At 59.9% G+C, this 25,291-nt stretch carries 29 protein-coding genes; 9 read left to right on the top strand and 20 right to left on the bottom strand.

Annotated features, from left to right (window positions below):
- Positions 1-11 precede the first annotated feature (11 nt).
- On the top strand, positions 12-236 hold the full coding sequence (locus AK821_RS20545; RefSeq protein ID WP_064391340.1) for an MbtH family protein: 225 nt from the start codon (positions 12-14) through the stop codon (positions 234-236).
- 178 nt (positions 237-414) lie between these two features.
- Here the strand turns inward: AK821_RS20545 and AK821_RS20540 are convergent, their stop codons facing one another.
- Genes AK821_RS20540 through AK821_RS20505 form a run of 8 tightly spaced genes read right to left on the bottom strand, consistent with a single transcriptional unit; the run spans position 415 to position 6,684 of the window.
- The gene (locus tag AK821_RS20540; protein ID WP_064391339.1) at positions 415-1,320 is read right to left on the bottom strand and encodes a metal ABC transporter substrate-binding protein; all 906 of its coding nucleotides are present in this window, start codon (positions 1,318-1,320) and stop codon (positions 415-417) included.
- On the bottom strand, positions 1,321-2,220 hold the full coding sequence (locus AK821_RS20535; RefSeq protein WP_007917717.1) for a metal ABC transporter permease: 900 nt from the start codon (positions 2,218-2,220) through the stop codon (positions 1,321-1,323).
- Positions 2,220-3,074, bottom strand: coding sequence for a metal ABC transporter ATP-binding protein (locus AK821_RS20530; protein ID WP_064391338.1), 855 nt, complete (start codon positions 3,072-3,074; stop codon positions 2,220-2,222). Before AK821_RS20530 ends, AK821_RS20535 begins: the two co-directional genes overlap by 1 nt.
- Positions 3,071-4,000 (bottom strand): metal ABC transporter substrate-binding protein, encoded by a 930-nt coding sequence (locus AK821_RS20525; RefSeq protein WP_064391337.1) that lies wholly within the window; start codon positions 3,998-4,000, stop codon positions 3,071-3,073. The genes AK821_RS20530 and AK821_RS20525 overlap by 4 nt, the downstream gene beginning before the upstream one ends.
- Positions 4,001-4,035: 35 nt before the next feature.
- On the bottom strand, positions 4,036-4,611 hold the full coding sequence (locus AK821_RS20520; protein WP_064391336.1) for a DUF6162 family protein: 576 nt from the start codon (positions 4,609-4,611) through the stop codon (positions 4,036-4,038).
- The gene (locus AK821_RS20515; RefSeq protein ID WP_064391335.1) at positions 4,608-4,949 is read right to left on the bottom strand and encodes a hypothetical protein; all 342 of its coding nucleotides are present in this window, start codon (positions 4,947-4,949) and stop codon (positions 4,608-4,610) included. Before AK821_RS20515 ends, AK821_RS20520 begins: the two co-directional genes overlap by 4 nt.
- Positions 4,946-5,485: a hypothetical protein gene (locus AK821_RS20510; protein WP_064391334.1), complete on the bottom strand. Its 540-nt coding sequence runs from the start codon at positions 5,483-5,485 to the stop codon at positions 4,946-4,948. The genes AK821_RS20515 and AK821_RS20510 overlap by 4 nt, the downstream gene beginning before the upstream one ends.
- On the bottom strand, positions 5,482-6,684 hold the full coding sequence (locus AK821_RS20505; RefSeq protein ID WP_064391333.1) for a PepSY-associated TM helix domain-containing protein: 1,203 nt from the start codon (positions 6,682-6,684) through the stop codon (positions 5,482-5,484). Before AK821_RS20505 ends, AK821_RS20510 begins: the two co-directional genes overlap by 4 nt.
- A gap of 398 nt (positions 6,685-7,082) precedes the next feature.
- Between AK821_RS20505 and leuC the strand changes: the two genes are divergently transcribed.
- Together leuC and leuD are read left to right on the top strand one after the other, a co-directional pair.
- Positions 7,083-8,501: a 3-isopropylmalate dehydratase large subunit gene (gene leuC / locus AK821_RS20500; protein WP_064391332.1), complete on the top strand. Its 1,419-nt coding sequence runs from the start codon at positions 7,083-7,085 to the stop codon at positions 8,499-8,501.
- On the top strand, positions 8,498-9,112 hold the full coding sequence (gene leuD / locus AK821_RS20495) for a 3-isopropylmalate dehydratase small subunit (protein WP_064391331.1): 615 nt from the start codon (positions 8,498-8,500) through the stop codon (positions 9,110-9,112). The genes leuC and leuD overlap by 4 nt, the downstream gene beginning before the upstream one ends.
- 126 nt (positions 9,113-9,238) lie before the next feature.
- Here leuD and AK821_RS20490 read toward each other — a convergent pair whose 3' ends face one another.
- From AK821_RS20490 to soxR, 4 genes are all read right to left on the bottom strand, one after another.
- Positions 9,239-10,189, bottom strand: coding sequence for a LysR substrate-binding domain-containing protein (locus AK821_RS20490; RefSeq protein ID WP_064391330.1), 951 nt, complete (start codon positions 10,187-10,189; stop codon positions 9,239-9,241).
- 23 nt (positions 10,190-10,212) lie between these two features.
- Positions 10,213-11,088 (bottom strand): alpha/beta fold hydrolase, encoded by an 876-nt coding sequence (locus AK821_RS20485; protein ID WP_064391329.1) that lies wholly within the window; start codon positions 11,086-11,088, stop codon positions 10,213-10,215.
- 213 nt (positions 11,089-11,301) lie between these two features.
- On the bottom strand, positions 11,302-11,760 hold the full coding sequence (locus AK821_RS20480; protein WP_064391328.1) for a VOC family protein: 459 nt from the start codon (positions 11,758-11,760) through the stop codon (positions 11,302-11,304).
- Positions 11,761-11,900: 140 nt separating this feature from the next.
- Entirely contained in the window at positions 11,901-12,353 is a 453-nt protein-coding gene (gene soxR / locus AK821_RS20475) for a redox-sensitive transcriptional activator SoxR (RefSeq protein ID WP_064391327.1), read from the bottom strand.
- 92 nt (positions 12,354-12,445) lie between these two features.
- Between soxR and AK821_RS20470 the strand changes: the two genes are divergently transcribed.
- Complete coding sequence (locus tag AK821_RS20470; protein WP_064391326.1) at positions 12,446-12,799, top strand: antibiotic biosynthesis monooxygenase; 354 nt, start codon at positions 12,446-12,448, stop codon at positions 12,797-12,799.
- Here AK821_RS20470 and AK821_RS20465 read toward each other — a convergent pair.
- Genes AK821_RS20465 through msuE form a run of 4 tightly spaced genes read right to left on the bottom strand, consistent with a single transcriptional unit; the run spans position 12,796 to position 16,868 of the window.
- On the bottom strand, positions 12,796-13,896 hold the full coding sequence (locus AK821_RS20465; protein ID WP_064391325.1) for a sigma-54 interaction domain-containing protein: 1,101 nt from the start codon (positions 13,894-13,896) through the stop codon (positions 12,796-12,798). The two genes, AK821_RS20470 and AK821_RS20465, sit on opposite strands and share 4 nt — an antisense overlap.
- Positions 13,897-13,919: 23 nt before the next feature.
- Positions 13,920-15,107, bottom strand: coding sequence for an acyl-CoA dehydrogenase family protein (locus tag AK821_RS20460; protein WP_064391324.1), 1,188 nt, complete (start codon positions 15,105-15,107; stop codon positions 13,920-13,922).
- Between the two features lie 41 nt (positions 15,108-15,148).
- Positions 15,149-16,294, bottom strand: coding sequence for an FMNH2-dependent alkanesulfonate monooxygenase (gene ssuD / locus AK821_RS20455; RefSeq protein WP_064391323.1), 1,146 nt, complete (start codon positions 16,292-16,294; stop codon positions 15,149-15,151).
- Between the two features lie 10 nt (positions 16,295-16,304).
- Positions 16,305-16,868: an FMN reductase gene (msuE, locus tag AK821_RS20450; protein WP_064391322.1), complete on the bottom strand. Its 564-nt coding sequence runs from the start codon at positions 16,866-16,868 to the stop codon at positions 16,305-16,307.
- A 389-nt stretch (positions 16,869-17,257) separates the two neighbouring features.
- Here msuE and AK821_RS20445 point away from each other — a divergent pair, with 389 nt between their 5' ends.
- The 4 genes from AK821_RS20445 (at position 17,258) to AK821_RS20430 (ending at position 21,481) form a co-directional block, all read left to right on the top strand.
- Complete coding sequence (locus AK821_RS20445) at positions 17,258-17,527, top strand: hypothetical protein (RefSeq protein WP_064391321.1); 270 nt, start codon at positions 17,258-17,260, stop codon at positions 17,525-17,527.
- A 102-nt stretch (positions 17,528-17,629) separates the two neighbouring features.
- Entirely contained in the window at positions 17,630-18,244 is a 615-nt protein-coding gene (locus AK821_RS20440) for a LysE family translocator (protein ID WP_064391320.1), read from the top strand.
- A gap of 205 nt (positions 18,245-18,449) precedes the next feature.
- The gene (locus AK821_RS20435; RefSeq protein WP_064391319.1) at positions 18,450-19,616 is read left to right on the top strand and encodes an aminotransferase class V-fold PLP-dependent enzyme; all 1,167 of its coding nucleotides are present in this window, start codon (positions 18,450-18,452) and stop codon (positions 19,614-19,616) included.
- A gap of 56 nt (positions 19,617-19,672) precedes the next feature.
- The gene (locus AK821_RS20430; RefSeq protein ID WP_064391318.1) at positions 19,673-21,481 is read left to right on the top strand and encodes an aminopeptidase P family protein; all 1,809 of its coding nucleotides are present in this window, start codon (positions 19,673-19,675) and stop codon (positions 21,479-21,481) included.
- Positions 21,482-21,546: 65 nt separating this feature from the next.
- Here the strand turns inward: AK821_RS20430 and AK821_RS20425 are convergent, their stop codons facing one another.
- Positions 21,547-22,137: a 2-hydroxychromene-2-carboxylate isomerase gene (locus tag AK821_RS20425; protein WP_064391317.1), complete on the bottom strand. Its 591-nt coding sequence runs from the start codon at positions 22,135-22,137 to the stop codon at positions 21,547-21,549.
- A 36-nt stretch (positions 22,138-22,173) separates the two neighbouring features.
- Positions 22,174-22,902, bottom strand: a complete 729-nt coding sequence (locus AK821_RS20420; protein WP_064391316.1) for an SDR family oxidoreductase — start codon at positions 22,900-22,902, stop codon at positions 22,174-22,176.
- A 90-nt stretch (positions 22,903-22,992) separates the two neighbouring features.
- Between AK821_RS20420 and AK821_RS20415 the strand changes: the two genes are divergently transcribed.
- Complete coding sequence (locus AK821_RS20415; RefSeq protein ID WP_064391315.1) at positions 22,993-23,562, top strand: TetR/AcrR family transcriptional regulator; 570 nt, start codon at positions 22,993-22,995, stop codon at positions 23,560-23,562.
- Between the two features lie 9 nt (positions 23,563-23,571).
- Here AK821_RS20415 and AK821_RS20410 read toward each other — a convergent pair whose 3' ends face one another.
- Both AK821_RS20410 and rhtA read right to left on the bottom strand, forming a co-directional pair.
- A complete protein-coding gene (locus tag AK821_RS20410) occupies positions 23,572-23,853 on the bottom strand; it encodes a hypothetical protein (protein WP_064391314.1) in 282 nt (93 codons plus the stop codon).
- Positions 23,854-24,023: 170 nt separating this feature from the next.
- Complete coding sequence (rhtA, locus tag AK821_RS20405; RefSeq protein ID WP_064391313.1) at positions 24,024-24,911, bottom strand: threonine/homoserine exporter RhtA; 888 nt, start codon at positions 24,909-24,911, stop codon at positions 24,024-24,026.
- Positions 24,912-25,291 lie beyond the last annotated feature (380 nt).

Here is a 25,291-nt window from a genome sequence, read left to right as displayed (position 1 = left end):
GGAGAACCAGCATGACGTCAGTATTCGACCGCGAGGACATCCTCTTTCAGGTCGTGGTCAACCACGAAGAGCAATACTCGATCTGGCCTGACTACAAAGCCGTGCCGGAAGGCTGGCGTACCGTGGGCAAGAGCGGCCTGAAAAAGGAATGCCTGGCTTACATCGAAGAGACCTGGACTGACATGCGTCCACTGAGCCTGCGCCAGAAGATGGAAGGGCAGGCTGCCGCGCAATAAGCGGCCGGGCAAAAAGAAACCCGCTGGACTGGAAACAGTCAGCGGGTTTTTTCTTGCCTTGGATTTGTGTAGTCCGGGCTGGCCTCTTCGCGAGCAGGCTCACTCCTACAGGGGGAGCGCATTCCAAATGCAGGAGTGAGCCTGCTCGCGATGAACGATAACGCGGTTTCAGCTGAAATTAAGCCCCGCTCAAACCCTTCAACAGCAAATCCACATTGCCTTCCAGCTCCGCCACCGGATCCGCCGCATCGGTACTCAGCACCACCAGATGACTGCCCGATTCGGCAATCGCCGCTTTCACTGCGTCCGATGGCTGTCGATGATGCAGCACCACCGCGACTTCATTGTCCTTGAGCGTCGCCGTCAGTTTTTTCAGGTCTTCGGGTGTCCACTCCGCATCAGGCCGTGGATCCTGGCCAACCAGCTCCAGATTGAGGCTGCCGATCAGATAGCCGAAGTGATCGCTGAGACTCATCACACTGAGGTTGTCGGCGCTGGCTAATCGCGCCTCGCTGTCGGCGCTGAGCTTCAACAAACGCTGCTTCAACGTTGCCAGATTCGCCTCGATCGCAGGCTTGGCACTCGGTGCCAGGCGCGTCAGATCTGCCGCCATGACATCGGCCATGCGCCCCATGTTGTTGCTCGCCAGCCATGGCTGGCTGTTCAGGCCATCGACTTTCAAATCCGGTTGCACGGCAATGCCGGGCAGGGCGCCGTCGACCGGGCGTGCCGCATCGACTTCGACAATACGGATATTGCTGCGACGGGCGATCGGGTACAGCTGATCATCCGGCCACAACGAGCGCACGCCAATCACGGCATCGGCCGCGGTTGCCAGTTTGCTCAGTGCCGGGGCGCCACGCCCCGTGAAATAGGCGCTCTGACGACTGCCCGGCAGGTTCGCTGGCGCCGCTCGTTCGAGATTGACATCAGTGCCTTTGAGTAGCACCTCAGCCAAGCCAAAGGTGATGGGCAAAGAGGCCAGCACCCGCAACTGTTTAGTGTTTTCGGCGGCCATCAATGGGGTGCAAACCACGCCGCACAAGGCCATGACCAAGGTCAGCTTACGCAGTGAAAAAGTCATTTATCCAAGATTCCCTTTCAGACTCGGGACAACCCCGCGCGCAATGGCGGCGAGGGCGAAAGCGATACCAGCGACCAGAATGATCGCGGCGCCGGACGGGATCGGCAGGTCGAACACGATGGGCGCGAGAATGCCGCACAAGGTGCTGACGGTGGCGATCAGCACCGAACACCAGAAAAAGCCCTTGAGCGATTGACTGAGCAAGCGTGCGGCGGCAGCCGGAATCACCAGCAGCGCGCCGACCAGAATCGCACCAATCACTTTTACCGCCGCCACGGTGATCAGCGTCACCAGAATCACGAACAGATAATCCAGGGTTTTCACCGCCACGCCGCGCACGGCCGCCAGTTGCGGATTGAAACTGGCGAGCATGATGCGGTTGTACAGCGGCAGGGCCAGGGCCATGACCAGCGAACCGACGATGGCCAATACCGCCAGATCGTTGCCGTTGACCGTCAGCACCGAACCGAACAGCACGTTCTCGAGAATGTGCACATTGATCTTGCCCGCCAGGATCAGCAGCAGACTCGCGCCGAGTGCCAGCGACACCGACAGGAATACGCCGATCAAAGTGTCCGGCGCCAGACCGGTACGGTTACGCAGGTAATTGAGCAGGATGCCGAACAGCAGGCAATAACCGAACAGGCTGCCGTACGGTCCGGTGTAGGGTTCGCCGAGCAGAATGCCGATGGCCACGCCGGTCAGCGCGGCGTGACCGACCGCTTCGGAGAAAAACGCGAAGCGCTTGACCACCACCAGCGTACCGAGACCACCCAGCACCGGGCCGATCAACAAACCGGCGAGCAGTGCATTGACCACAAAACCGTAGGCCAGCGCTTCCGGCAGGTAACCGGATGAGGCCCAGCCTTGCACCATCAAACGAAAGGCTTCGTAACTCATCAGGCAGCGCTCCGTGGATGGGTCGAAAACAGGCTCAACAGACGTTCCGGGGTCAGCGCCTGTTGCGGCGCGGCGTCGAACAGGACGCGGCGGTTGAGGCCGGTGACGTGATTGGCCAGACGCCCGACCGCTTCCAGATCGTGTTCGATCCACAGCACGGTGATGCCCGCTGCGCGCCAGTCATTGAGCAGCCGTTCAAAAACTTGAATCCCGGCTTCGTCGAGGGCCGACATCGGCTCATCCAGCACCAGCAGTTGCGGCGCCGGAATCAGCCCTTGCGCCAGCAGCACCCGTTGCCGTTCCCCGCCGGACAGCGCACCCATGCGCCGCTTGCGTTTGTCCTGCATGCCGACCCGCTCCAGCGCTTCACCAATGGCGCCGGCGTAGTGTTTGCTCAAACCGAGAAACGCCGGGCGACGCTGGCACATCGCGGCCATGAAATCGTCGACGGTCATCGGTAAACCACGATCGAACTCCAGCGCCTGCGGCACATATCCGATGGTGCCCGGGGCGCCGGGCCATTGCAGGCTGAGCTGGCCCTGATGCGGCATCTGCCCCAGCAGCGTCTTGATCAGCGAGCTCTTGCCGCCACCGTTCGGGCCGACCAGCGCATGCACGCTGCCGGGCTGCACCTGGAAGGTGACGTTGTCGAGAATCGTCGTGCGCCCGAGCGTCAGACAAACCTCCGCAAAGTCCAAAGTCGGTCCTTGTGGGAGCGACGGTGCGACGATTCGACCTGCTCGCGAATGCGCTGTGTCATTCAATACAGATGTTGGCTGATCTGGCGCCTTCGCGAGCAAGCTCGTTCCCACAGGGGATTCGAGTTCGTTCGAAATCGTTTCTTTGGAGGTCATGCGCCCGACTCCTGAATCGCCCGCACCACGGTATTGAGGTTGCCGGTCATTTCCTTTTCGTATTTGTCGGCGGTGTATTCACCATAGGAAATGTGTGACAGCGGGTACAGCTTCACGCCGGACTCACGCTGGATGGTTTCGACGTAGGTGGACGGGAAGTCCATCTCCGAGAAAATCACTTTCACATCCAGTTCGCGCAGTTGATCGATAGTCTTTTTCAACTGGCTCGGGCTTGGCTCGATACCGTGCGCCGGCTCGACCACCGCCGTCACTTCCAGACCGAATTCGCGCAACAGATAGTCATAGGCCGCGTGAACCGTGGCCACGCGCAGTTCGGCGTTCGGTGCCTGAGTCAGTTTGGCCAGGGCGTCGGCACGCATCTGTCGCAGGCGTTTGCCGTAGGCGCGGGCGTTCTGGATATAGGTCTTGGCGTTGTCCGGATCAAGCTTGCCCAGTTCGCGGGCAATGTTGTTGACCTGCGCGATGGAGGCGCTGATCGACAGGAACGTGTGCGGGTTGACCACTTTGCCGGCGCCGCGTGCGGCAACCCCGGTGGCGGCCAGCAGCGGCACGTTTTCATTGGCTTCGATGGTTTTGATGTTCGGTGTTTCGCTGGCGGCAATCATGCGGTCGGCGAAATCGTCATGGCCGACACCGTTGAGCACGATCACATCCAGCCCGCTGATGCGTTTGATGTCCTCGGCGCGCGGCTCGTAGGCGTGCGGGTTGAAACCGGCAGGAATCAGCGGCACCACCTCGGCCTTGTCGCCGACGATGTTTGCCACATAGCTGTAATAGGGGTGCAGGGTAATGCCGATACGCAGGCGTTTGGCGCTATCGGCACTGGCCAGCGGGCTCAGCAGGCAGGCGCAGAGGCCGACCAGAAACAGGCGTAACAAAGGGCGGCGCGGCGATGAAATAGACATGGGCAAGCGGTCTTCTCTCGGATAGGGGCGAGGAATCAATGGCGATGTTCGCGGGTAACCCCGGCATCGTATTGCGCGACGATCTGTTTCCAGCCGGCAGCGGACAGAGCGTCGGCGGTGAGTTGTGCGGGGGCTTGAACGGCTGCATCACGGTTGAGCCAGATGTCCGGCGCCGCCTTGTCGTCGGCACTGAGCAGCATCACGAACGAACCCGCGACGGCAGGAGTCTGGCTTTGGCCGAAATACGCGGCGTCCGCCAACAACTGCCAGGCATGACCGCCGCGGCTGACCGAGCTGGCGTCCTGAGCAAACGGCGCAAACCCTTCGTCCGCGAGGTTCTGCGGCGTCGGCAGGGCTTGCTGTTCTTCGCGCAGCAAGCGGATTTCGTCGAGGGTCACCCGCAGGTCGGCGTAGATGCCTTGCTCCGAAGCACTGAGGTCGCGGCGTGCGTCGAGTTGATTTGTCGCGACCGGCTCCGGCTCATGGGAAACCCCGCGCCATGCGACGACCGAGCCGGCAATCGCCAGAATCAACAGACACAACAGCAGCACATTGAGGGTTTCATGGCCGGCACCCGCCGGGCGCACAACTTGGCTGGTTGGTGTACTCATGGGGCCTCGATATCCGCTTGGTCGATTTCGACCACATGGCCTGGACCTGCGTCGAACAGCACATAAAACTCGGCGCCAGGCTTCTTGAATGTCAGTGTCGAGTCGGCACCGAGCTTGCCCGGCACCAGAATGGTTTCGTCGTAGCCGATCACATCGAGGGTCACCCCCGGTGCGCCGCTGCCGTCGGAGAAACCACCGGTGCATTTGATCTGTTCGGCATCGATGGCCTTGCATTCGCACATCGGGTTGTGGGCGAGGGCGCTGGCACTGAAGCCGGCGCTCAGCACCAGCAGCGCGGCGCTCAGGCGCAGACGGGAAGGGCGGCGAGCGTGGCTCATGGTTTGGCTCCTTGTTTGGTCAGCCATGCAATCGTGGCGGGAGAGGCCTGGCTCAGGGGAATAGAGGCTTGGTGCATGCTGCCGTCCCAGCCTTCCATGGTGATCCACAGTTCGGCGTCGGGTTTGGTCTTTTCCGGGATCAGCAATTGCGTGCCCATGCGGTACGGTGTGCCGAAGAAGATCACCCCGGCGGCGCGCAGGCTGCGGGGTTTGCCGATGCGCAGGTAAGTGGCCTTGACCTGTTCGATACAGGCGTCACACAACGCAGCGTTGAAGTCCTTCGAGTAACCGGCGGGACCATTGAGCGGCGCGTCGTTGCGCAACTCGGCAAGGCGCAGGCTCCAAGGGCCGACCTGGACGTCACCGATCTCGCGCTCGCCAAGGCCGCTGTCGCCACGGAACAACGCCACATCGGCAAAGTATTTCGGCATGAAACCCAGCGGAATCAGCAGCAGCAGTACATTGATATGGAAGCGCCATTTATGCCAGAAGCGGCTCAGGCGTGAAGGTTGGGCAATGCTCGTCGTCTGGCTCACAGGCTGGCCTCCGAAGTCTCGCGGGTGGTCGCGGGCTGCACGGCGGCGGTGCGGGCTTTCTTGCTTTCGCGTTTAAGGGCGTTGGCGGTCGCCAGCGCGGTGCGCTTGGTCCAGATCAACAAACCGCTGAGCACCATCATGCTCAGCAACAGGCCGAAGAAGAACCAGATCAGCTTGATCCACAGACCACCGAAGTCACCGGTATGTAGCGGGCGCATGGATTCGGTGACGAACTCCAGTGACGTGCGATCCGACAGCACGCGGGAGGATGCCAGCTCGCCGTTGAACGGGTTGAGCGTCGCGCTCTGGAACATCAGTGGATACCAGCCACGGCCACGAATATCGAGGTGACTGTAGGCATTGAAAGGCATGTTGATGACGCTGGCCTCGAGCCCGGGAATCTTTTGCTGGGCGATTTCGATCGCGCGATCAAGACTGAGCCGGGCCGGTGGCAGGCCATCGGCGGTCAACGGCACGCTGTCGCGCGACATGGCCGGAATGATCGCCTCGCTGGAAATCGATATGTGGTTATCGGACAGCACCGCTTCAATCAGGAACCAGGTGCTGGTGACGGAGATGACCGCAATGAACCAGATTGACCAGATGCCGCTCAGACGATGGAAGTCCCCCCAGAAAATTCGCGCACCGTGGCGAATGCGCAGGGTCGGACTGAAAAAACCTTTCCAGAAACGCTTGTACACCACCAGACCGGTGATCAACGACGCCAGCAGCGGCAAGCTCAGCGCTGACACCAGATACCAGCCCCAGCTGTAACCATTGGTGAACGGCACCAGCCACCAGCCATGCAAGGCACGGGTAAAGGCCTGGAAATTGAATTCCGGCGCCGTGCCCTGGATCACGCCCGTGTACGGGTTGACGTAGGTGACCAGCGAGCGCCCGTCGGGATAGCTGAGGGTGACATCCAGCGCGAAATGCGATTCGTCGGGGCGGCTGATGCGTTGTACCAGTGCCTGCGGTTCAGCGGTCTTGATCGCTGTGATGATCTGTTCATAACCGAGACGGGGAGCATCGTCCGACGGCTGGCTGGCGCGCATCTGCGGGTTGGCCAGCCAGACGATTTCCTGACTGACCACCGCCAATGTGCCGGTGACACAGACGATCAGCACGAAAAACCAGATCGGTAACGCCAGCCAGCTATGAACGAGGAACCACAGTTTGGAGCGGGATTTCTTCGACATGATTGCGCGTCTTGTATTCGGTGAAAGGGCGCGTGGCTACGGGCTTCGCAGCACGGGATCCCCGAAAAGCCGCTCGTGGCTTTTGCCTACGCGAACGGCCTGCATCTATATAAGACGAATGAGCGCTGCAAATCCCGAAAGGGGATATGAAAGCAAATGTTTCGCAATTCCCCGATCACCACACGTCCCACTGCAAGCGCTGACGAGTGAAACGAGGCTGCGATCTTTTGATCTGAAAAACCGGATCAAAAGATCGCAGCGTGCCGCAGCTCCTGCAGGGGCGAGTGATCATCGGATCGAACACGATTCATGCATGACGCCATCACTGTCAGGCAATTGATGGCCCGCCGGCGCTCCCTATCATGGAGCTCACGATGAATGCCTGAGTGAGCACCTTGATGACCGCCAGAACCCTCTATGACAAACACATCGATTCGCACACGGTGTGCCGCCTCGACGATCAGGGCCATGTCCTGCTTTATATCGATCGTCAGGTGATCAACGAATACACCAGTCCCCAGGCATTCAGCGGTTTGCGCGAGGCCGGGCGGGGTGTCTGGCGTCCGGAAACAGCGTTGGCGGTGGTTGACCACGTCAATCCAACCACACCGCTGCGGGTGGCCGCGATGCCGGATGCCGGTGGCGCGCGACAGGTGTCGTATCTGGCAGAGAATTGCCGGGACTTCGGTATCGAGTTGCTGGATATCCTCGACAAACGCCAAGGCATCGAACATGTGATCGCGCCGGAGCAGGGTTTTATTTTGCCGGGCATGGTCATTGCTGCCGGCGACAGCCACACCACGACGTATGGCGCGCTCGGCGCTTTCGGTTTCGGCATCGGCACCTCGGAAATCGAACACCTGCTGGCCTCGCAGACCCTGGTCTACAAACGTCTGAAAAGCATGCGCGTGACGGTTGACGGCGAGTTGGCAGCGGGGCTGACGTCGAAAGACCTGATCATGGCGCTGATCGGCCAGATTGGCGCGTCCGGGGCCACCGGTTATGCCATCGAGTTCTGCGGTTCGACCATTGATGCCCTGAGCGTCGAGGCGCGCATGACCATCTGCAACATGGCGGTCGAGGCCGGTGCGCGTGGCGCGTTCATGGCGCCGGACGACAAGGTGTTCGCCTATCTCAAAGGCAAACCCCGCGCGCCCACCGGCGACTTGTGGGAGCGCGGACTGCAACAATGGTGCGACCTGCGCAGCGATCCCGGCGCCTTGTTCGACCGCGAGATTCATCTCGACGCCCATCTGCTGGAACCGATGGTCACCTGGGGCACCAGCCCGGATCAGGCTGCACCGATTGGCGCTCGGGTGCCCGACCCGCAAGCGATCAACGACCCGATCCTGCGTCAGGACATGCGCCGCGCCCTCAACTACATGAGCCTCGAAGCCGGCATGCCGCTCAGCGAGATCGTCATCAGCCATGCCTTTATCGGTTCCTGCACCAACGCACGGATCGAGGACTTGCGCGATGCCGCCCGTGTCGTGCGCGGGCAGCAAGTCGCCGAGCATGTGCGGGCGATGATCGTCCCCGGTTCCAGCGAAGTGCGCGCCCAAGCCGAAGCGGAAGGATTGGCGCGGATTTTTATCGAGGCCGGTTTTGAATGGCGTCAGTCCGGCTGTTCGATGTGTCTGGCGATGAACGACGACGTGCTGGCCCCCGGCGACCGCTGCGCGTCCAGCACCAACCGTAATTTCGAGGGGCGTCAGGGCGCTGGCGCACGCACCCATCTGATGAGCCCGGCGATGGTCGCCGCTGCTGCGATCAGCGGCCGCCTCACCGACATCCGCCACGTTGGAGTACGCCCATGAGCCTGCAACCCTTCACTCAGGTCAGCGGGCAGGCCGCGCCATTGTTGGCCGCCAACGTCGATACCGACGTGATCATGCCCAAGCAGTTTCTCAAGGGCATCGACAGGAAAGGCCTGGATCGCGGTTTGTTTTTCGATCTGCGATTTTTGCCGGACGGCACGCCGAATCCTCAGTTTGTGCTGAATCAGCCTGCGTGGCAGAGGGCTGGTTTTCTCGTGGTCGGGCCGAATTTCGGCTGCGGCTCCAGCCGCGAGCACGCAGTGTGGGGGTTGCAGCAGTTGGGCATTCGCGCGCTGATCGGTAGCAGCTTCGCCGGGATCTTTTTCGACAACTGCCAGCGCAACGGGGTGTTGTTGATCACGCTGGAGGAGGCGCAGGTGCAGCGCATCGGACGGCTTGTCGGTCAGCCTGAAATGGCGCGGATCAGTATTGATCTGGAGACGCAGCAGATTGGTTTGGCGGATGGCAGCGTGATCGATTTCCAGATTGATGGTCTGCGCAAAACTTCGCTGCTGCTGGGACTTGATGCAATTGGCAGCACCTTGCAACGCCGCGAACAAATCAAGGATTTCGAACGCCAGCACCTGGTCAACAACCCCTGGCTCTCCTGACCCACCGCTGGCCTCCTTGTAGGAGTGAGCCTGCTCGCGATGGCGGTGGATCAGTCAGAGTTGCTGTGTCTGACACACCGCTATCGCGAGCAGGGCTCACTCCTACAGGGGGTTGCGGTGTTCTGGTTACAGCGACAGGCTTTTGAAATGCGCCTGCAAAAACTCCACACACGCGCGCAACTTCCCCGAATGCGCCAGCCGTGTCGGGTATACCGCCCAGACATTCGCGCTCTGGCTGTAATCTTCCAGCACTTGCACCAAACGGCCTTGCTCGAGCAACGGCTTCACATCCCACAATGAGCGCAGCAATACCCCACGACCATCCAGCGCCCATTGCAAAACAATCTCGCCGTTGTTGGACGACAACGGCCCGCTGACCCGCACGTTCTCTTGGCCGCCATCGCGATCCAGATTCCAGATGCCGAAGGCATTGTCGCGCTCCTTGATCACCAGGCAATCGTGCTGCTGCAGGTCGTCCAGCGTTTTCGGCGTGCCGCGACGTTGCAGATAACTTGGCGCCGCGCACAGCACGCGCCGATTGCTGACCAGACGCCGGCCGATGTGCTGGCCGGGAATGTCATCGCCAACGCGTATCTCCAGGTCGAAGCCTTCGTTGATGATGTCCACGACGCGGTCAAACAGGTCGAGGCGAATCTCCAGTTGCGGATAACGTTCGGCCAGCAACGACACGGCTGGGGCGACGTGATTGCGGCCAAACCCGAAACTGCTGCAGATGTGCAAACGCCCACGCGGGCTGTCGTGGGCGTCGGAGAGTTCGTCGTGCAGTTGCTGGAAATCATCGAGAATGCGCAACGCCCAGCGCTGTACCCGCTCGCCATCCTCGGTCAGCGAGACGCGGCGGCTGGTGCGGTGCAGCAGGCGTGTGCCGAGGGTGGTTTCGAGAATCTGAATGCGTTTGCTGACGTACGCCGGGGACAGGCCCAGTTCATCCGCGGCGGCAGCAAAGCCGTTCTTGCGGATCACGGTGAGCAGCACCCGCAGGTCTTCGGGCAGAGGCAAGGTGTCTTTCTTCTGGGGCATGTCGAAACGAGCACTGGCGGCAGAAGCCGCCAGCATAGCATCGGGATCCGCAGCCCTGGTCAGCGCAGAAAGGCCAGTGCTTCGGCAAGCAACAATTCAGGGACTTCTTCGGCAATATAGTGGCCGGCGGGCAGGGCTTGCCCGCTGACGTTCTTCGCCACCTGCTGCCATTCTTTCAGCGGATCGAAACAGCGCCCAACCGTGCCTTCCGCGCCCCACAAGACCCGCAGCGGCAGATTCAGATGATGCTGGGCGGCGATGTCGGTGCGGTCGTGCTCCAGATCGATGCCGGCGCTGGCCCGGTAGTCTTCGCAGATACCGCGCGCGCTGCCCGGCTGTTGCAGGCAGCGCCGGTATTCGTCGAAGGCTTGCTCGGTAAATGGTTTGAGCCCGGCGCTTCGACTGCCCATCACGCTGCGCAGATAGGCATCGGGATTGGCCTCGATCAGGGTTTCCGGCAGCGGCGCCGGACGAATCAGGAAGAACCAGTGCCAGTAGGCGCGGGCGAAGGCTTCGTTGGTTTGCGTGTACATCGACAGGGTCGGCGCGATGTCGAGCAACATCATGCGCTGCACGGCGGCCGGGTGATCGAGCGCAAGGCGATGCGCTACCCGTGCGCCACGATCGTGGGCGAGGATCGAGAACTGCGTGAAGCCCAGCGACTGCATCAGCTCGACGCCATCACGAGCCATTTCACGTTTTGAATAATTGCGATGCTGGTCATCGGCGTCAGGGCGACCGCTGTCACCGTAGCCGCGCAAGTCGGCGGCGACCACCGTGAAGTGCTCGGCCAGTTGTTCGGCAATCTTGTGCCAGATCACGTGGGTCTGCGGGTGGCCATGCAGCAACAGCAGGCCCGGGCCGCTGCCGCCGAGGCGATAGGCAATGTCGACGCCGTTGACGTGACGCTGGTCTTTGAGGAATCCGGCAAACATCAGACTGATCCTTTTTTCAGGGTTCTTGTTGGATGCATCCTGAAATTGTCTGACGTTCGGGGCAAGGCGCAAAGCGTGATGGGCCGCTTCATGAAGTGTGATGTGTATGTTTGTACCGGCCCCATCGCGAGCAGGCTCACTCCTACAATTGAAATGCATTCCCCCGTAGGAGTGAGCCTGCTCGCGATAGCGCCTTTACAAACATTACAAAACCTAACCCTGCTGAAACATCTCCATAGCCCGCTGCCTGATCTGCTCTTGGGTCAGATCCTCTTTGCGCGAAGCCAGAAACCACAGATGTCCATAGGGATCTTTCAACGTGCCGCTGCGATCACCGTAAAACTGATCCTTGACCTCGGACACGGTGGTCGCCCCGGCATCCAGCGCCCGCTGAAAGGATTTGTCGACATCGGTCACGTACAGATGCAAACCGACCGACACCGCGTTGTCCGGATTGCTCAACGGCCCTTGGTCGCACGGCGAGCCGAGCATGATTGCGCTATCACCAATGCGCAGTTCGGCGTGGCCGATACCGCCGTCGGGCATCGCCAGGCGCATGACTTCGGTGGCACCAAACGCTTTCTTATAGAAGTCGATGGCCTCGGCGGCCTTGTGAATGCCGAGATACGGGGTAATGCTGTGATACCCCTCGGGAATGGGTTTGACGCTCATGACGTTCTCCCTGATTGTTGTTTTGCGAGGTGAAGAAACACTATAGAACTGTCCACGCAGTGCAGATTTTTGCCCGACGAGCAGCAGGGGCGCATCTCTCCTGTGGTAAGGGGATAAATGCCCTCGCCACGGGGCCTACATTAGTCCTTGGTGAAGTGTGGCCCCGGCCCCTGTTCGCCAAGCACGTCGCCCTGATTGCGCAACGGGCACGCTTCCATCGACAGACAGCCACAGCCGATACAGCCATTGAGTCGGTCACGCAACAGCGTCAATTGCTCGATCCGCTCATCCAGTTCGCGTCGCCATTGCTCGGATAGCACCTTCCAGTCCGCCGCTGTCGGTGCGCGATCATCCGGCAGAATTTTCAGCGCCTCGCCAATCTCCGCCAGTGGAATCCCCAAGCGCTGCGCGACTTTGATCAACGCCACCCGGCGCAGCACTGCGCGCGCATAGCGGCGCTGATTGCCAGCATTGCGCTGGCTCTTGATCAAACCTTTGGCTTCGTAAAAATGCAGCGCAGTCACCGCCACACCGCTGCGCGCCGCGACTTCACCGACGGTAAGCTGCTTGTGCAGGTTTTCTCGGGTGATCATTGGAAAAGACTCTTGACCTTGACTTAACTAGAGGTTTTACCCTGCAGGCCTTCGAGTCGCAAGACTCGTCTTACGATGAGTGGGGGCGTTCCATGAACAACCATAGTTTCACCCAATTGATCGAATTTGAAATCGAACCGCGTCAGCAACCGGCCCTGGTCACTGCTCTTTCAGTGCAAAGCGAACGTCTGGCCCAGCGCTACGACGGTTTCCTCAGCGCCAGCGTGCAGGCCAGCGATGATGGTCGGCGGGTGTTGAGTTTTCTGCAATGGCAAACCCGCGAGGCGGGGGAGGCAGCTTTTCGCAGTTTTGAAAGTGGCGAACAGGATTTCTGGCAACTGATCCACATTCATCGGGCGAAAACCGTCACCTTCAATTCCTTCCAGGTGCTGAGCAGCATCGCCCGCAGTCACGACGATGCCTTGCACTGCAATCTGGTCGGTTAGATTGATAGCTGGATAAGCCGCTCGCCGTGCAGGTTTTCGCTCAGTCGCCGCTTGTTCACCGCCAGTTCGCCGATCTTGATCAGCCGCGTACGTGTGACATTGCGGCTCAGGCCAAGCAGCGCGGCGGTGTGCACCTGGTTGTAATGGCAGAAGCGGTAAGCGGCGCGCAGCAAGGCGTCTTCAACTTTTTCGTGTAATGCTCCGGCCTGTTGCGCGAACAGTTTTTGAAAGGCCTGTTCCAGCAAGGCTTCCGGTGAATCATCGGCGCCGGCATGATCGTCGGGGCGCTCGATGCGCATGTTCGACAGGCGCAGATCATCACGCTCGATCACGCCATTGCGGCAGATCAGCAGGGTGTGATGGATGACGTTTTCCAGCTCGCGAATATTGCCTGGCCAACTGTAGGCGCGCAGTTTCTGCTCGGCGCCCGGACTGATGCTGACGCGGCCATAGCCCAGGCGCTGGCTGTAAGCCTCGATGAAGTGGCGGGTCAGCGGCAGAATGTCGCCGGGGCGTTCACGCAACGGGCTCAGTTCCAGATTGACCACGTTCAGGCGGTAATACAGATCCTCGCGGAAATGCCCGGCATTGATGGCTTTTTCCAGTTGTACGTTGGTCGCGGCCAACACCCGCACATCGATGGGGATGCTTTTGCGCGAACCGAGCCGCACCACTTCACGCTCCTGCAAGACCCGCAACAGCTTCACCTGAATCGCGATCGGCAGATCACCGATCTCATCGAGAAATAGCGTGCCGCCATCTGCCTCCTCGAACCAGCCAGCCTTGGCGCTCAGCGCACCGGTGAACGCGCCTTTTTCATGGCCGAACAATTCCGCCTCCACCAGCGATTCGGAAAACGCGCCGCAGTTCACCGCGATAAACGGCCGGTGGCGGCGATTGCTCAGGTTGTGAATATGTCGTGCGACGAGTTCCTTGCCAGTGCCGGTCTCGCCGATGACCAGCACACTGGCTTCGCTCGGCGCGACCTGTTGCAAATGCGCGAGCAGCGCTTGAGATTTCGGGTCTTCGAACACTTGCGCGGTGGCGCGGATCGACGTCGCGAGCGCGGGTGAGGGCGGTAAGGTCAGCAATTGCATGGGCTCGTCCTTTCAAGGAGCAATCAGGAATAGAACGTCGGCACCGGCAGCGCCTGATTCAGCGCCCAGTCGCCCAGCTCATGGAGTTTGTAATCCAGTGGGTCGTGCAAGGTTTGCGTGCGCAGGTTGCGCCAGTGGCGATCCAGGCGCAGTGAGGCGTGAGTGGCGCGCGCCCCGGTGACTTCGAACAAACGGCTGCAAATGTCCAGGCCCTGACGGCTGGCCGCGACTTTTGCCGTGGCAATCGCCGTGGCGACATGACCGCGTTCTTCCGCGCTGAGGTTCGGGCCTTTGGCCCACGCTTCATCAAGCAAAGCCGCCGCACGTTCGACCAGTAGGCGAATGCCTTCAAGGGCGACCCAGAATTCGCCGAAATGCGCGAGCACATACGGATCCTCCTGCACAGTACGGGCTGTGGATTTGTGCCAGAGACGGGTTTCATTGAGGGTGTATTGCCGCGCTTCCTCGAATGCACCTTCGGCAATCCCGAGGAACATATGCGTGAACGTCAGTTGCGCGATCAGCGGGCGCAAGCAGGCGAATGGCGTGCTCAGTGGGCCCGGATCGAGGAGCAATTCCGATTCTTCAACCCGCACTCGCTCGAACGTGGCGCTGCCACTGTCGGTCTGGCGCTGACCGATGTTGTTCCAGTCGTTGTGCAGGGTAATGCCGCTGCGGCCACTGGGGATCGCCGCGATCAAGAGCTTGCCGCCGGCGCTTTCATCGACCGCCGAGGCGATCAGCATTTGTGAGTCGCTGGCGCCGGAGCAGAAACTCTTCTTCCCGGAAAATTCGCGCCAGCCACCGAGATCCTTGACCACCGTGCGGGTGTCGAGCGGGTTGAGCGCGTTGCCCCAGAACCAGTTTTGCCGTGCGGTCTGTTCGAACCACGGCTGCCATTGTTCCGGGCGGGAGAACAGGCGCACGGTGGCCAGCATCAGGTGATGAAAACCGAAAACGTGGGCGATCGAGCTGTCGACCTTGGCGAACTCGCGCACCACTTGCAGGGTTTCGCTCCAGCTCGCGCCGAGGCCGCCGTAACGGCTGGGGATGCTCAGGGCCAGCAAGCCGCTGTCGCGCAGGGCATCGCGTTCGGCCTTGGGCGTGCCGCCGCGTTCGTCGCGCTCGATGGCGGTCAGGGCAAACTCGGCAGCCAGTTGGCGGGCGCTCTGCAATGGCGATAAAAGGGTACTTTGCGGTTTGGCAGTCACACCAACACTCCTGAATTCAATCTGCCCCTGCGCGGGGTGGGTTATGCCGTGGCTTTTGTCGGCAGGACGTCGTTGGCGATCATTTCGCCGAACGGTCCGGTGAGGTTGGTCAAGCCGCGCCCGGCCAGGCTCGCGTAAGGCTCGGGCAGCAGCGGGAAAACCAGCTCGGCAAAGCGGTAAGCCTCTTCCAGATGCGGGTAGCCGGAGAAGATGAAACTCTCGATCCCGAGATCGGCGTACTCCTTGATCCGCGCCGCCACTTGCTGCGGATCGCCGACCAATGCCGTGCCGGCACCGCCGCGCACCAGGCCGACGCCGGCCCACAGATTGGGGGCGATTTGCAGGTTGTCGCGCCGGCCATCGTGGAGCGCGGCCATGCGCCGCTGACCTTCGGAGTCGAAGCGGGAAAAGGATTTCTGCGCCGCTTCGATGGTTTCGTCGCTGATGTGTTCGATCAGTTTGTCTGCGGCTTTCCACGCCTCTTCGGCGGTCTCGCGCACGATCACATGCAGGCGAATACCGAACTTCACTTTGCGCCCATGCCGTGCCGCGCGTTCGCGCACATCGGCCAGTTTCTCGGCGACGGCGGCCGGTGGTTCGCCCCAGGTCAGATAGACGTCGACCTGCTCGGCGGCGAGATCATGCGCAGCGTCGGAGGAGCCGCCGAAGTACAACGGTGGATAAGGTTTCTGTACGGGTGGGTAAAGCGCTTTGGCGTTCTGCACCTTCAGGTGTTTGCCGTCGAAGTCCACGGCCTCGCCTTGCAGCACCCGGCGCCAGATTTTCAGAAACTCATCAGTGACTTCGTAGCGTTCACTATGGCTGAGGAAGCTGCCGTCGCCCCGGTTTTCGTCCGGGTCGCCGCCCGTCACAACGTTGATCAACAGGCGGCCGTTGGACAGACGGTCGAGTGTCGCGGCCATGCGCGCCGACACTGTCGGTGAAATGATCCCCGGACGGATCGCCACCAGATAGCGCAGGCGTTCGGTCAACGGCACCAGCGCCGAAGCAATCACCCACGAGTCCTCGCAAGATCGCCCGGTGGGAATCAGCACACCGTGGTAACCGAGGCTGTCGGCCGCCTGCGCGACTTGTTTCAAATAGTTGAGCGTGACCGGGCGCGCGCCTTGAGTGGTGCCCAGATAGTGCCCGTCGCCATGGGTCGGCAGAAACCAGAAAACATCCATGAACAGCTCCTCAGGCGATTTTCAGCAACGGTTTGATTTGCGTGGCGAATAGCGGCGCAGCGCGTTCCGCAGCCAGACGGATACGTGCTTTCAAGGTTTCGCTGGTGATCTGGTAGTTGGCGAAATCAGCCTCGGTGGCGTATACGCCGATCGGTAAAGTGACGGCCTGAAAGAAACTGAACAGCGGTCGCAACTGATGATCGAGCACCAACGCATGGCGTTCGCTGCCACCGGTGGCGGCCAGCAATACCGGCGTATCGATCAGTGCGTTGAGATCGATCAGGTCGAACAGATGCTTGAGCAACCCCGGGTAGGAGCCGCGATAGACCGGCGCGGCAACGATCAGCAGGTCGGCCTGTTCGATGGCTCGCAACTCGGCTTCGACTTCAGCGCTCAGTTCCTGACGCGAGAGCGCGCCGCCGAGCGGACGGGCGATGTCACCGAGTTCGATCAGGTGACTCTCGATCGGCAGATGCCCGGCCAGCTCAGCCAGCAAGGCTTGAGTCAGCACCAAGGTGCGGGAGGGACGCCAGGTGCCACCGGAGAGGGCGACGACTTTCAGGGGACGCGACATGATCAGTTCCTTTTTCAACAGTTGCTCAGCGAGCAGTGAGTAAGTTACTGGACTGGAGCAAGTGCTGTACCAATGCCCGCAGAGCCCGTTTTACGTGGCATTGAGCGTTCCGCTGGCGACCGGCTGTGTGAATATCGACGCTGTTTGCTGAACCGCTGTTGGCTGAGCAACAGTTGCTGGAGCCACAGCGATGAGTGCATGAAGGGATTTATATAGGTTGTTTGTTATTCCGCAAAAGAACGTAAATTGATATTTATAGATCTTTAAGAGATATGAAGCTGTCGTGTCGAATTCCTGATAGCCACTATTGAGAGCGTTGATTTCTGCATGAGCGTGGCCGGGCGTAGCCTTTCTCCATCGACCCTCACATTGCTCGCCAGGACGCTCCCATGAACCATCTACTGACTGTTTCGCTGCTGCTCGCTGTCTCTGTACTGGCCGGATGCGCCAGCCACGTTGCTCCGGAATTGCGTCCTTACAGCGCCGAGGAATCTCGCGAGCTGGCGATGGAAGCGCTGAACCGCAGCGGTTTGTCCTTCGATGAATACCACTCGAAAAAAGCTCAACTGCTCGGTCAGCCACAGCAGACTTACGGTTTCGACAAGCAGGGTGAGATGAGTGCCGAGCGTGCCGTACAGCTGCACGGTCGCTCCAGCTGAAAACCAACTGTACCGCTTGAAGTTTTGCTCAACTGTCCGTGGGTTTGCCGGGCTGCGTGGGATAGGGTCAACACCTGGATGACCCTGACGGACTGCCGCACCATGAACCTCTCGCTTGATCTGCTGCTGGGCTTTGCCCTGTTTGCGCTTGTCACCTCCATTACACCGGGGCCGAACAACACCATGCTGTTGGCCTCGGGGGTCAACTTCGGTTTTAACCGCACCATCCCGCATATGCTCGGCATCACCTGCGGTTTCTTCGTGCTTGTGGTGGCGGTGGGCTTCGGCCTGGGCGCGGTGTTCCAGACGTATCCGCTGCTGTATACGGTCCTGCGCTACGTCGGCGCTGCTTATCTGCTGTACCTGGCGTGGAAAATCGCCCACTCGGGCCCTGTCGGTGACAGCGTTGAGGGCGAAGCCAAGCCGATCAGTTACCTCGGCGCGGCGGCGTTTCAGTGGGTCAATCCGAAAGCCTGGATCATGGCCATCGGTGCCATCAGCACGTACACGCCGATGCAGGGCTATTTCACCAATGTCGTGGTGATCGCTGCGGTGTTCGCCATCATCAACCTGCCGAGCGTTGGCGTCTGGGCCGCTTGCGGCACGCTGTTGCGTAATGTGTTGAAGGCGCCGCGCTGGTTGCGCGTATTCAACTGGGGCATGGCGGCGCTGCTGGTGATTTCGCTGTACCCGTTACTTCTCGAAAGCTTTAGCTGACGCATAGCTTCAACCACCGGCCCGATGCCTGTTAAGCTCGACTTCAGGAGCGTTCCCACGCACTTTTAAATGAAGTTGTTCTTCTTTAACGGCATCCGATCAGGTATTGATGACGCTCTCGAACCGACGCGCTGCTCACGAGGCAGCGCCGAGCCGTTTGCAGACACGAGCCTCCTGATCCCGGAACACGCTCTGCGAGTCTTTTATGAACACACGTCCGTTGTATTTCGATTACGCCGCCACTACCCCGGTGGACGAGCGGGTCATCCAGGTGATGATCGAATGTCTGGGGTTTCACGGTAACTTCGGTAACCCGGCTTCCAGCTCCCACGCCTTCGGCCAGCAGGCCCGGCACACGGTCGAGCAGGCCCGTCGACAGGTTGCCGAACTGGTGGGTGCTCAGGCCGAACAGATTGTCTGGACTTCCGGTGCAACCGAGTCCAACAACCTCGCCCTCAAGGGCGTGGCCCAGGCACGCGCTGTCTCTGGCGGCCACATCATCACCAGTCAGATCGAACACAAAGCCATCCTCGATACCGCTCGCCAATTGCAGGATGCGGGTATTGCCGTGACCTATCTGGTTCCGGACGCCGATGGCTTGATCACCCCGCAAGCGGTCAGCGCCGCAATGCGCGACGACACCTTTCTGGTGTCGCTGATGCTTGTCAACAATGAGTTGGGCACGGTCAACGATATTCAGGCCATTGGCGCCCTGGTGCGCGGGCGCGAAGCACTGTTCCATGTCGATGCGGCTCAGGGCGCCGGCAAAGTAGCGATCGACCTTGCGCAGTTGCCGGTCGATCTGATGTCTTTCTCGGCACACAAACTCTACGGTCCCAAAGGTATCGGCGCGTTGTACGTCGGTCCGCGCGCGCACCAGCGCCTGCAGGCGCAGATTCACGGTGGCGGTCACGAAGGTGGCTTGCGCTCGGGGACATTGGCGACTCACCAGATTGCCGGCATGGGGGCGGCGTTTGCCTTGGCGGCGGCCGCGTTCGAGGAGGAGAAAAAGTCCATCGCGGCCCTGCGCGAGCGCTTGCTTGAGCAACTGTTGAGCCTGCCGGGCGTGCGTCTGAATGGCAGCGCAGCGCAACGCATTGCGCATACCTTGAGCCTGACGTTCAGCGAGGGCGAATTCAACAGTACCGCGCTCAGTCATTCAATTGCCTTCTCCGCGACGTCGGCCTGTAATTCCGCCAGCAACACGCCGTCCCATGTGCTGTTGGCGCTCGGGCACGATGCGCATCTGGCCAGCCGCACCATCCGTTTGAGTCTCGGCCGCTTTACCACCGCCGAAGACGTCGACAAGGCTGTCGAACTGATCAAGACCGCCTGCGCCAGTGCTCCGGCATTCTGGGCGACCGGGCTTTAAACGAGCCGAATCTACGGCTACGAACAATAACGAAGAAGTGATTAGCAGGAGACATGATGAGTACCCAGACCTCGACCGAAGGATCGGTGCCCCAGCGCCTGGCGCACACCCGAGAACTGATGCGCCGCGAAGGCATTCATGCCTTGCTGGTGCCGTCCGCCGACCCGCATTTGTCAGAATATCTGCCGGGTTACTGGCAGGGGCGGCAATGGCTGTCGGGGTTCCATGGCTCCGTCGGTACTTTGATTGTCACCGCTGATTTCGCCGGTGTCTGGGCCGACAGTCGTTACTGGGAGCAGGCGAGCAAGGAGCTCAAGGGCAGCGGCATCGAGCTGGTCAAATTGCAGCCGGGTCAGCCGAATCCGCTCGACTGGCTGGCCGAGCAGACCCCGCAAGGTGGTGTCGTCGCCGTCGATGGCGCGGTGATGGCGGTGGCTTCGGCACGCACGTTAAGCAGCAAGCTTGAGGCGCGCGGTGCACGTCTGCGGACCGACATCGATCTGTTGCAGGAAGTCTGGAGCGATCGCCCGAGCCTGCCGAACGCAGCGATCTATCAACATCTGCCGCCGCAAGCGACCGTCAGCCGTGGCGAGAAACTCGCCAAACTGCGCGAAACCCTGCAGGAGCGCGGCGCCGACTGGCACTTCATCGCCACCCTCGACGACATCGCCTGGTTGTTCAACCTGCGTGGCGGTGACGTGTCGTTCAACCCGGTGTTTGTTTCGTTTGCCTTGATCAATCAACAGCAGGCCACGCTGTTCGTCGCACTGAGCAAGGTTGATGCTGATTTGCGTGCTGTGCTCGAACAGGATGGCGTGACGCTGCGCGATTACAGTGAAGTGGCTGAGGCGCTGCGTGCCGTGCCGGGTGGCGCGAGCTTGCTGGTGGATCCAGCACGGGTCACCAGCGGTTTACTGGATAACCTCGATGGTGGTGTGAAACTGCTCGAGGGCTTGAACCCGACCACGTTGGCCAAGTCGCAAAAAAGCGCGGCTGATGCGCAACACATCCGCAAAGCGATGGAACAGGACGGCGCAGCGTTGTGCGAGTTCTTCGCCTGGCTGGAATCGGCCTGGGGGCGCGAACGCATCACCGAACTGACCATCGATGAAAAACTCACGGCTGCCCGTGAGCGTCGTCCGGATTATGTATCGCTGAGCTTCAACACCATTGCCGCGTTCAACGCCAATGGCGCGATGCCGCACTATCACGCTACCGAAGAAGAACACGCGGTGATCGAGGGCGACGGTTTGTTGCTGATCGACTCGGGTGGTCAATACCTCGGCGGCACAACCGACATCACGCGGATGGTCCCGGTGGGGACGCCGACTGAAGAGCAGAAGCGCGACTGCACGCGCGTGCTCAAGGGTGTGATTGCGCTGTCCCGGGCGCACTTCCCGAAAGGCATTCTGTCGCCGCTGCTGGATTCTATTGCCCGTGCGCCAATCTGGGCAGATAGCGTTGATTACGGTCACGGCACCGGCCATGGCGTCGGGTATTTCCTTAACGTGCACGAGGGCCCGCAGGTGATTGCCTATCAGGCTGCGCCGGCGCCGCAGACTGCAATGCAGCCGGGGATGATCACCTCGATCGAACCGGGCACTTACCGTCCGGGCCGTTGGGGCGTACGTATCGAAAACCTGGCGATGAACCGCGAGGCAGGCAGCAGCGAATTTGGCGAGTTCCTCAAGTTCGAAACCCTGACGCTGTGCCCGATCGACACGCGTTGTCTGCTGCCGTCACTGCTGAGTCAGGAAGAGAAGCAGTGGTTCAACGCCTATCACGCCGAAGTCCGCGAACGCTTGAGCCCACTGCTTGATGGCGCCGCGCTGGACTGGCTCGAAACCCGCACTGCAGCAATCTGATCTGTTGTTGTGCAATGCCAGGGCGACTCTTTCGAGCGTCTCCCTGGCAGCCAGTGATTCGAGGTTTAGCGCAAGGCTTCCTCGATAAAATCGAGCCGATCCTGACCGAAGAACAATTGCCCGGCAACAAACATGCTCGGTGCGCCGAAAACGCCGCGTTTAATGGCGGCTTCGGTGTTGTCCTTGAGTGCGGCTTTGACGGCATCGTCGTTGGTCAATGCCAGCACAGCATCTGGATCAAAACCGTGTTCAGTCAGCACCGCCGCAACGGTTGCCGGTTCATCGAGGCTGCGACCGTCGACCCAAAGTGCCTTGAACAGGCAATCGATGAATGCCGGGAAACGTTGCGGATGGCGCAGTTGCATGCCAGTCACGGCGCGCATCAGCATCAGTGTATTGATCGGGAAGTGCGGGTTGAATTTCAGCGGGACGCCGTAGCGTTTGGCGTAGCGGTCCAGATCCTCAAACATGTAGCGGCCCTTGGCCGGAATCATCGCGGGTGAAGCGTTGCCCGTGGCTTTGAAAACACCACCGAGCAGCATCGGGATGTAGATCAGCTCGCTGTCGTTTTCAGCGCAGATACCTGGCAGTTGGGTATAAGCCAGATACGTCGCGGGGCTGCCCAGGTCAAAGTAGAACTCAACGGTTTTGCTCATGCTCGCGGCTCTCTGTTTATTGTTATGGGAACGGGCTTACCAGCGTTCATTCCATGGGCGCAGATCCAGCTCGAATGTCCACGCGTCCCTTGGCTGGCTGTGCAAATACCAGTAGTTTTCGGCGATATGCTCGGGGTTGAGAATACCGTCCTGATCCTTGGTGGCGTATTTGTCGGGAAAGCTGTCACGGATGAAGTCAGTGTCGATTGCGCCATCGACTACCACATGAGCGACGTGGATATTCATGGGCCCCAATTCCCGAGCCATGCTTTGCGCCAGCGCGCGGATACCGTGTTTGGCCCCGGCGAATGCCGCAAATCCTGACGCGCCGCGAAGACCGGCAGTGGCGCCAGTGAACAATATCGTGCCGCGCTGGCGAGTGACCATGCGTTTGGCTACTTCGCGGGCATTGAGAAAACCGGAGAAGCAGGCCATCTCCCAAATCTTGAAGTATTTGCGCGCGGTCTCTTCGAGGATACTGCAGGGCACATTGGCGCCAATATTGAAAACAAATGCCTCAATCGGGCCGAGGCGGGTTTCGATATCCTCGATCAGGGCAATGACGTCCTCTTCCTTGCGCGCGTCGCAGGCAAAGCCATAAGCCTCGCCGCCTTCGGCCTTGATCGCGTCTACCAGCGGCTGGAGTTTGTCGGCGCTGCGGCGAGTGACGCAGGCGACAAAACCTTCGCGGGCAAAACGCTTGGCAATTGCACCGCCCGTGGCATCTCCAGCACCGACCACCAGTACGACCTTGTTGTTATTCATGGTGAATCCTTTTGCTTAACGATCGTTTAGTTAACGAACGTTATGCTAGGATCCGGATAACGTCAAGGCGGCGAATTACAGGGTCAACACATGCGTTATTCGGCCGGTCACAAGTTGGAAACCCGCGAACGATTGCTGCAGAGCAGTTCGTTGTCGGCAAAGCGCTCGGGGTTTTCCACGGTAGGGGTGGATGGGCTGATGAAAGCCATCGGGCTGAGTGGAGCAGCTTTTTACAGCCACTTTTCCTCAAAGGATGCTTTGTTTTCTGCCATCGTCGAACGTGAGCTAGGTCAAAGCCTTGAGCGACTTGGCGGGCAAGGCAATGAAGATCGCGAGCGGTTTGAGCGTTGTCTCAAGCAATACCTGAGCATGGCTCATGTCGAGCAGCCTGAGGCGGGGTGTGCGTTGCCGACATTGGGGGCGGAGATTGCCCGCTCGGATGTGCTGGTGCGCGAGCAGGCAGAAATCTGGATCTGCCGTCTTCAGGAGAGCTGGGCGCAGATATTGCGAAGCGATAGTCTGGCGTGGGCGATACTTTCGCAATGCGTCGGCGCTTTGGTAGTTGCGCGGATGTTAGCGACACCGGACGTACAGCGTACGGTATTGAAATCCAGTCACGAAGAGATCGCCCGTCAGCTCGCGGTTCAGGGAGCGGAGTAGGGCGGAGGGTCATTTGCAGATGACGATCATGCTGCGGCTTGTGTAGCCGGCGGGGTTGAGACCGAACGGATAATCGCCCGGCTCTTCCACGGCATCGCCGGATTTGGCGATGACCTTGTAACCTTTTGGCGCGCACGAATTCGCGGCACTGGCATAGCACTTTTCCCAGGAGGACGAGAGTCCTGAACAGTTGATATGCAACCCCTTCTTGCCGCGTTTGACCTGAGTTTCCGAAGTCGCAGCACAACCCGCGATCGCCAGTACGGCGATCAGTATCAAAATTCGTTTCATTACCGTCCTTAATAGCGGCCGCGAGTCTGATGCTCGGGTCTGCCTGTGTTCGCTCGCTTCTGCAGCGTTTCTACGTCCCTTTGCGAAAAAATCCATGTCTGGCGATGGGTTACGGGATCTAAACATGGCCTAAATGAACGCCAATTACCAGACCCCGGTCAAATCCTGTTTCAATCTGCCGCGATGGCGGGCTTTGCGTTGCTGCCCATGGTCATCGTTGCCCCGACAGACGCCAGAATAATGCACATGATCGCCATCCATTGTGACAACGACAGGTATTCCTGGAGAAAAAACAGACCTGAAAGTGCGCCGAATGCCGGCTCGATGCTCATCAGTGTGCCGAAGGTGCGCGCGGGCATCCGTGTAAGCGCAACCATTTCCAGGGTATAGGGCAGTGCGGTGGAGAGGATCGCGACGCCGATGGCAATCGGAATCAGTGAGGGCGTCAGCAGTGCGGCACCAGCATGCACAATGCCGATGGGTGCCACGAACAGCGCCGCGATCATTACGCCCAATGCCGCAGTCGTCACACCATTGTCTGCGCCGGCTTTCTGCCCGAACAGAATGTACAGTGCCCAGCAAACTCCAGCCCCCAATGCATAACCGGCGCCCACCAGATCGATACCAGCAGTTGTCGCGCCGGTGGGAATCAGCAGCATCAGTCCGGCTGCCGCCAGAGCAATCCAGAGAAAGTCGATGGCGCGCCGTGAGGCATAAATGGCCACCGCTAACGGCCCGGTGAATTCCAGGGCGACGGCAATTCCCAGAGGGACGGTGCGCAGAGACATATAGAAGAGGAAGTTCATGCCGCCCAGCGCCATCCCGTAAACGATCACGGTACGCAGGGATCTGGCTGTGAGCCTGGCGCGCCATGGGCGCAGCAGAATCAACATGATCACGCTGGCAAAGATCAGGCGAAGGGTTGTGGTTCCTTGTGCACCTACGACCGGGAACATGCTTTTTGCCAGAGAGGCTCCGGACTGGATGGATGCCATGGCTATTAATAGCAGGCCAACCGGAAACAGCATGGAGGCAAGGGAGCGGGGCTGGTCAGTCATTACTAGGCATCATCCAAGGTAGGAGCGGGTATTTTTATAGCTGTTGGGCAATATACTGCGCATTCGCTGTCGTTGCGTCTATATATAGGCAGCTATTCTGACGTTTCGATAGAAAATTGAAATTAACGGTTGACGGCAGATTTGAGATGTCTATAATTCGCCCCACTTCCGGCGCAGTCGAAACGGAAAACTCCTTGAGATTCAATGAGTTATGTAGGTTTCGGCAGCAGGTTGCTTCAGTTCATCGAAGCCAAAAGGAAGTTGAAAAAGAGGTGTTGACAGCAGCGTGTAACGCTGTAGAATTCGCCTCCCGCTGCAGAGAGATCTGAAGCGCAAGTGGTTGAAGTTGTTGAAGAATTCTTCGAAAACTTCTGAAAATA

The organism is Pseudomonas sp. RIT-PI-r (assembly GCF_001297015.1).
Taxonomy (GTDB): domain Bacteria; phylum Pseudomonadota; class Gammaproteobacteria; order Pseudomonadales; family Pseudomonadaceae; genus Aquipseudomonas.
The sequence above is the reverse complement of the archived record's forward strand: the minus strand, read 5'-3'. Positions and strand labels throughout refer to the sequence as shown.

Bases quoted from the DNA above. Each gene is read 5' to 3' on its own strand.
- AK821_RS20545 (WP_064391340.1), top strand. From the start codon at position 12: ATGACGTCAGTATTCGACCGCGAGGACATCCTCTTTCAGGTCGTGGTC.
- AK821_RS20540 (WP_064391339.1), bottom strand. From the start codon at position 1,320: ATGACTTTTTCACTGCGTAAGCTGACCTTGGTCATGGCCTTGTGCGGC.
- AK821_RS20535 (WP_007917717.1), bottom strand. From the start codon at position 2,220: ATGAGTTACGAAGCCTTTCGTTTGATGGTGCAAGGCTGGGCCTCATCC.
- AK821_RS20530 (WP_064391338.1), bottom strand. From the start codon at position 3,074: ATGACCTCCAAAGAAACGATTTCGAACGAACTCGAATCCCCTGTGGGA.
- AK821_RS20525 (WP_064391337.1), bottom strand. From the start codon at position 4,000: ATGTCTATTTCATCGCCGCGCCGCCCTTTGTTACGCCTGTTTCTGGTC.
- AK821_RS20520 (WP_064391336.1), bottom strand. From the start codon at position 4,611: ATGAGTACACCAACCAGCCAAGTTGTGCGCCCGGCGGGTGCCGGCCAT.
- AK821_RS20515 (WP_064391335.1), bottom strand. From the start codon at position 4,949: ATGAGCCACGCTCGCCGCCCTTCCCGTCTGCGCCTGAGCGCCGCGCTG.
- AK821_RS20505 (WP_064391333.1), bottom strand. From the start codon at position 6,684: ATGTCGAAGAAATCCCGCTCCAAACTGTGGTTCCTCGTTCATAGCTGG.
- leuC (WP_064391332.1), top strand. From the start codon at position 7,083: ATGACCGCCAGAACCCTCTATGACAAACACATCGATTCGCACACGGTG.
- leuD (WP_064391331.1), top strand. From the start codon at position 8,498: ATGAGCCTGCAACCCTTCACTCAGGTCAGCGGGCAGGCCGCGCCATTG.
- AK821_RS20490 (WP_064391330.1), bottom strand. From the start codon at position 10,189: ATGCTGGCGGCTTCTGCCGCCAGTGCTCGTTTCGACATGCCCCAGAAG.
- AK821_RS20485 (WP_064391329.1), bottom strand. From the start codon at position 11,088: ATGTTTGCCGGATTCCTCAAAGACCAGCGTCACGTCAACGGCGTCGAC.
- AK821_RS20480 (WP_064391328.1), bottom strand. From the start codon at position 11,760: ATGAGCGTCAAACCCATTCCCGAGGGGTATCACAGCATTACCCCGTAT.
- soxR (WP_064391327.1), bottom strand. From the start codon at position 12,353: ATGATCACCCGAGAAAACCTGCACAAGCAGCTTACCGTCGGTGAAGTC.
- AK821_RS20470 (WP_064391326.1), top strand. From the start codon at position 12,446: ATGAACAACCATAGTTTCACCCAATTGATCGAATTTGAAATCGAACCG.
- AK821_RS20465 (WP_064391325.1), bottom strand. From the start codon at position 13,896: ATGCAATTGCTGACCTTACCGCCCTCACCCGCGCTCGCGACGTCGATC.
- ssuD (WP_064391323.1), bottom strand. From the start codon at position 16,294: ATGGATGTTTTCTGGTTTCTGCCGACCCATGGCGACGGGCACTATCTG.
- msuE (WP_064391322.1), bottom strand. From the start codon at position 16,868: ATGTCGCGTCCCCTGAAAGTCGTCGCCCTCTCCGGTGGCACCTGGCGT.
- AK821_RS20445 (WP_064391321.1), top strand. From the start codon at position 17,258: ATGAACCATCTACTGACTGTTTCGCTGCTGCTCGCTGTCTCTGTACTG.
- AK821_RS20440 (WP_064391320.1), top strand. From the start codon at position 17,630: ATGAACCTCTCGCTTGATCTGCTGCTGGGCTTTGCCCTGTTTGCGCTT.
- AK821_RS20435 (WP_064391319.1), top strand. From the start codon at position 18,450: ATGAACACACGTCCGTTGTATTTCGATTACGCCGCCACTACCCCGGTG.
- AK821_RS20430 (WP_064391318.1), top strand. From the start codon at position 19,673: ATGAGTACCCAGACCTCGACCGAAGGATCGGTGCCCCAGCGCCTGGCG.
- AK821_RS20425 (WP_064391317.1), bottom strand. From the start codon at position 22,137: ATGAGCAAAACCGTTGAGTTCTACTTTGACCTGGGCAGCCCCGCGACG.
- AK821_RS20420 (WP_064391316.1), bottom strand. From the start codon at position 22,902: ATGAATAACAACAAGGTCGTACTGGTGGTCGGTGCTGGAGATGCCACG.
- AK821_RS20415 (WP_064391315.1), top strand. From the start codon at position 22,993: ATGCGTTATTCGGCCGGTCACAAGTTGGAAACCCGCGAACGATTGCTG.
- AK821_RS20410 (WP_064391314.1), bottom strand. From the start codon at position 23,853: ATGAAACGAATTTTGATACTGATCGCCGTACTGGCGATCGCGGGTTGT.
- rhtA (WP_064391313.1), bottom strand. From the start codon at position 24,911: ATGACTGACCAGCCCCGCTCCCTTGCCTCCATGCTGTTTCCGGTTGGC.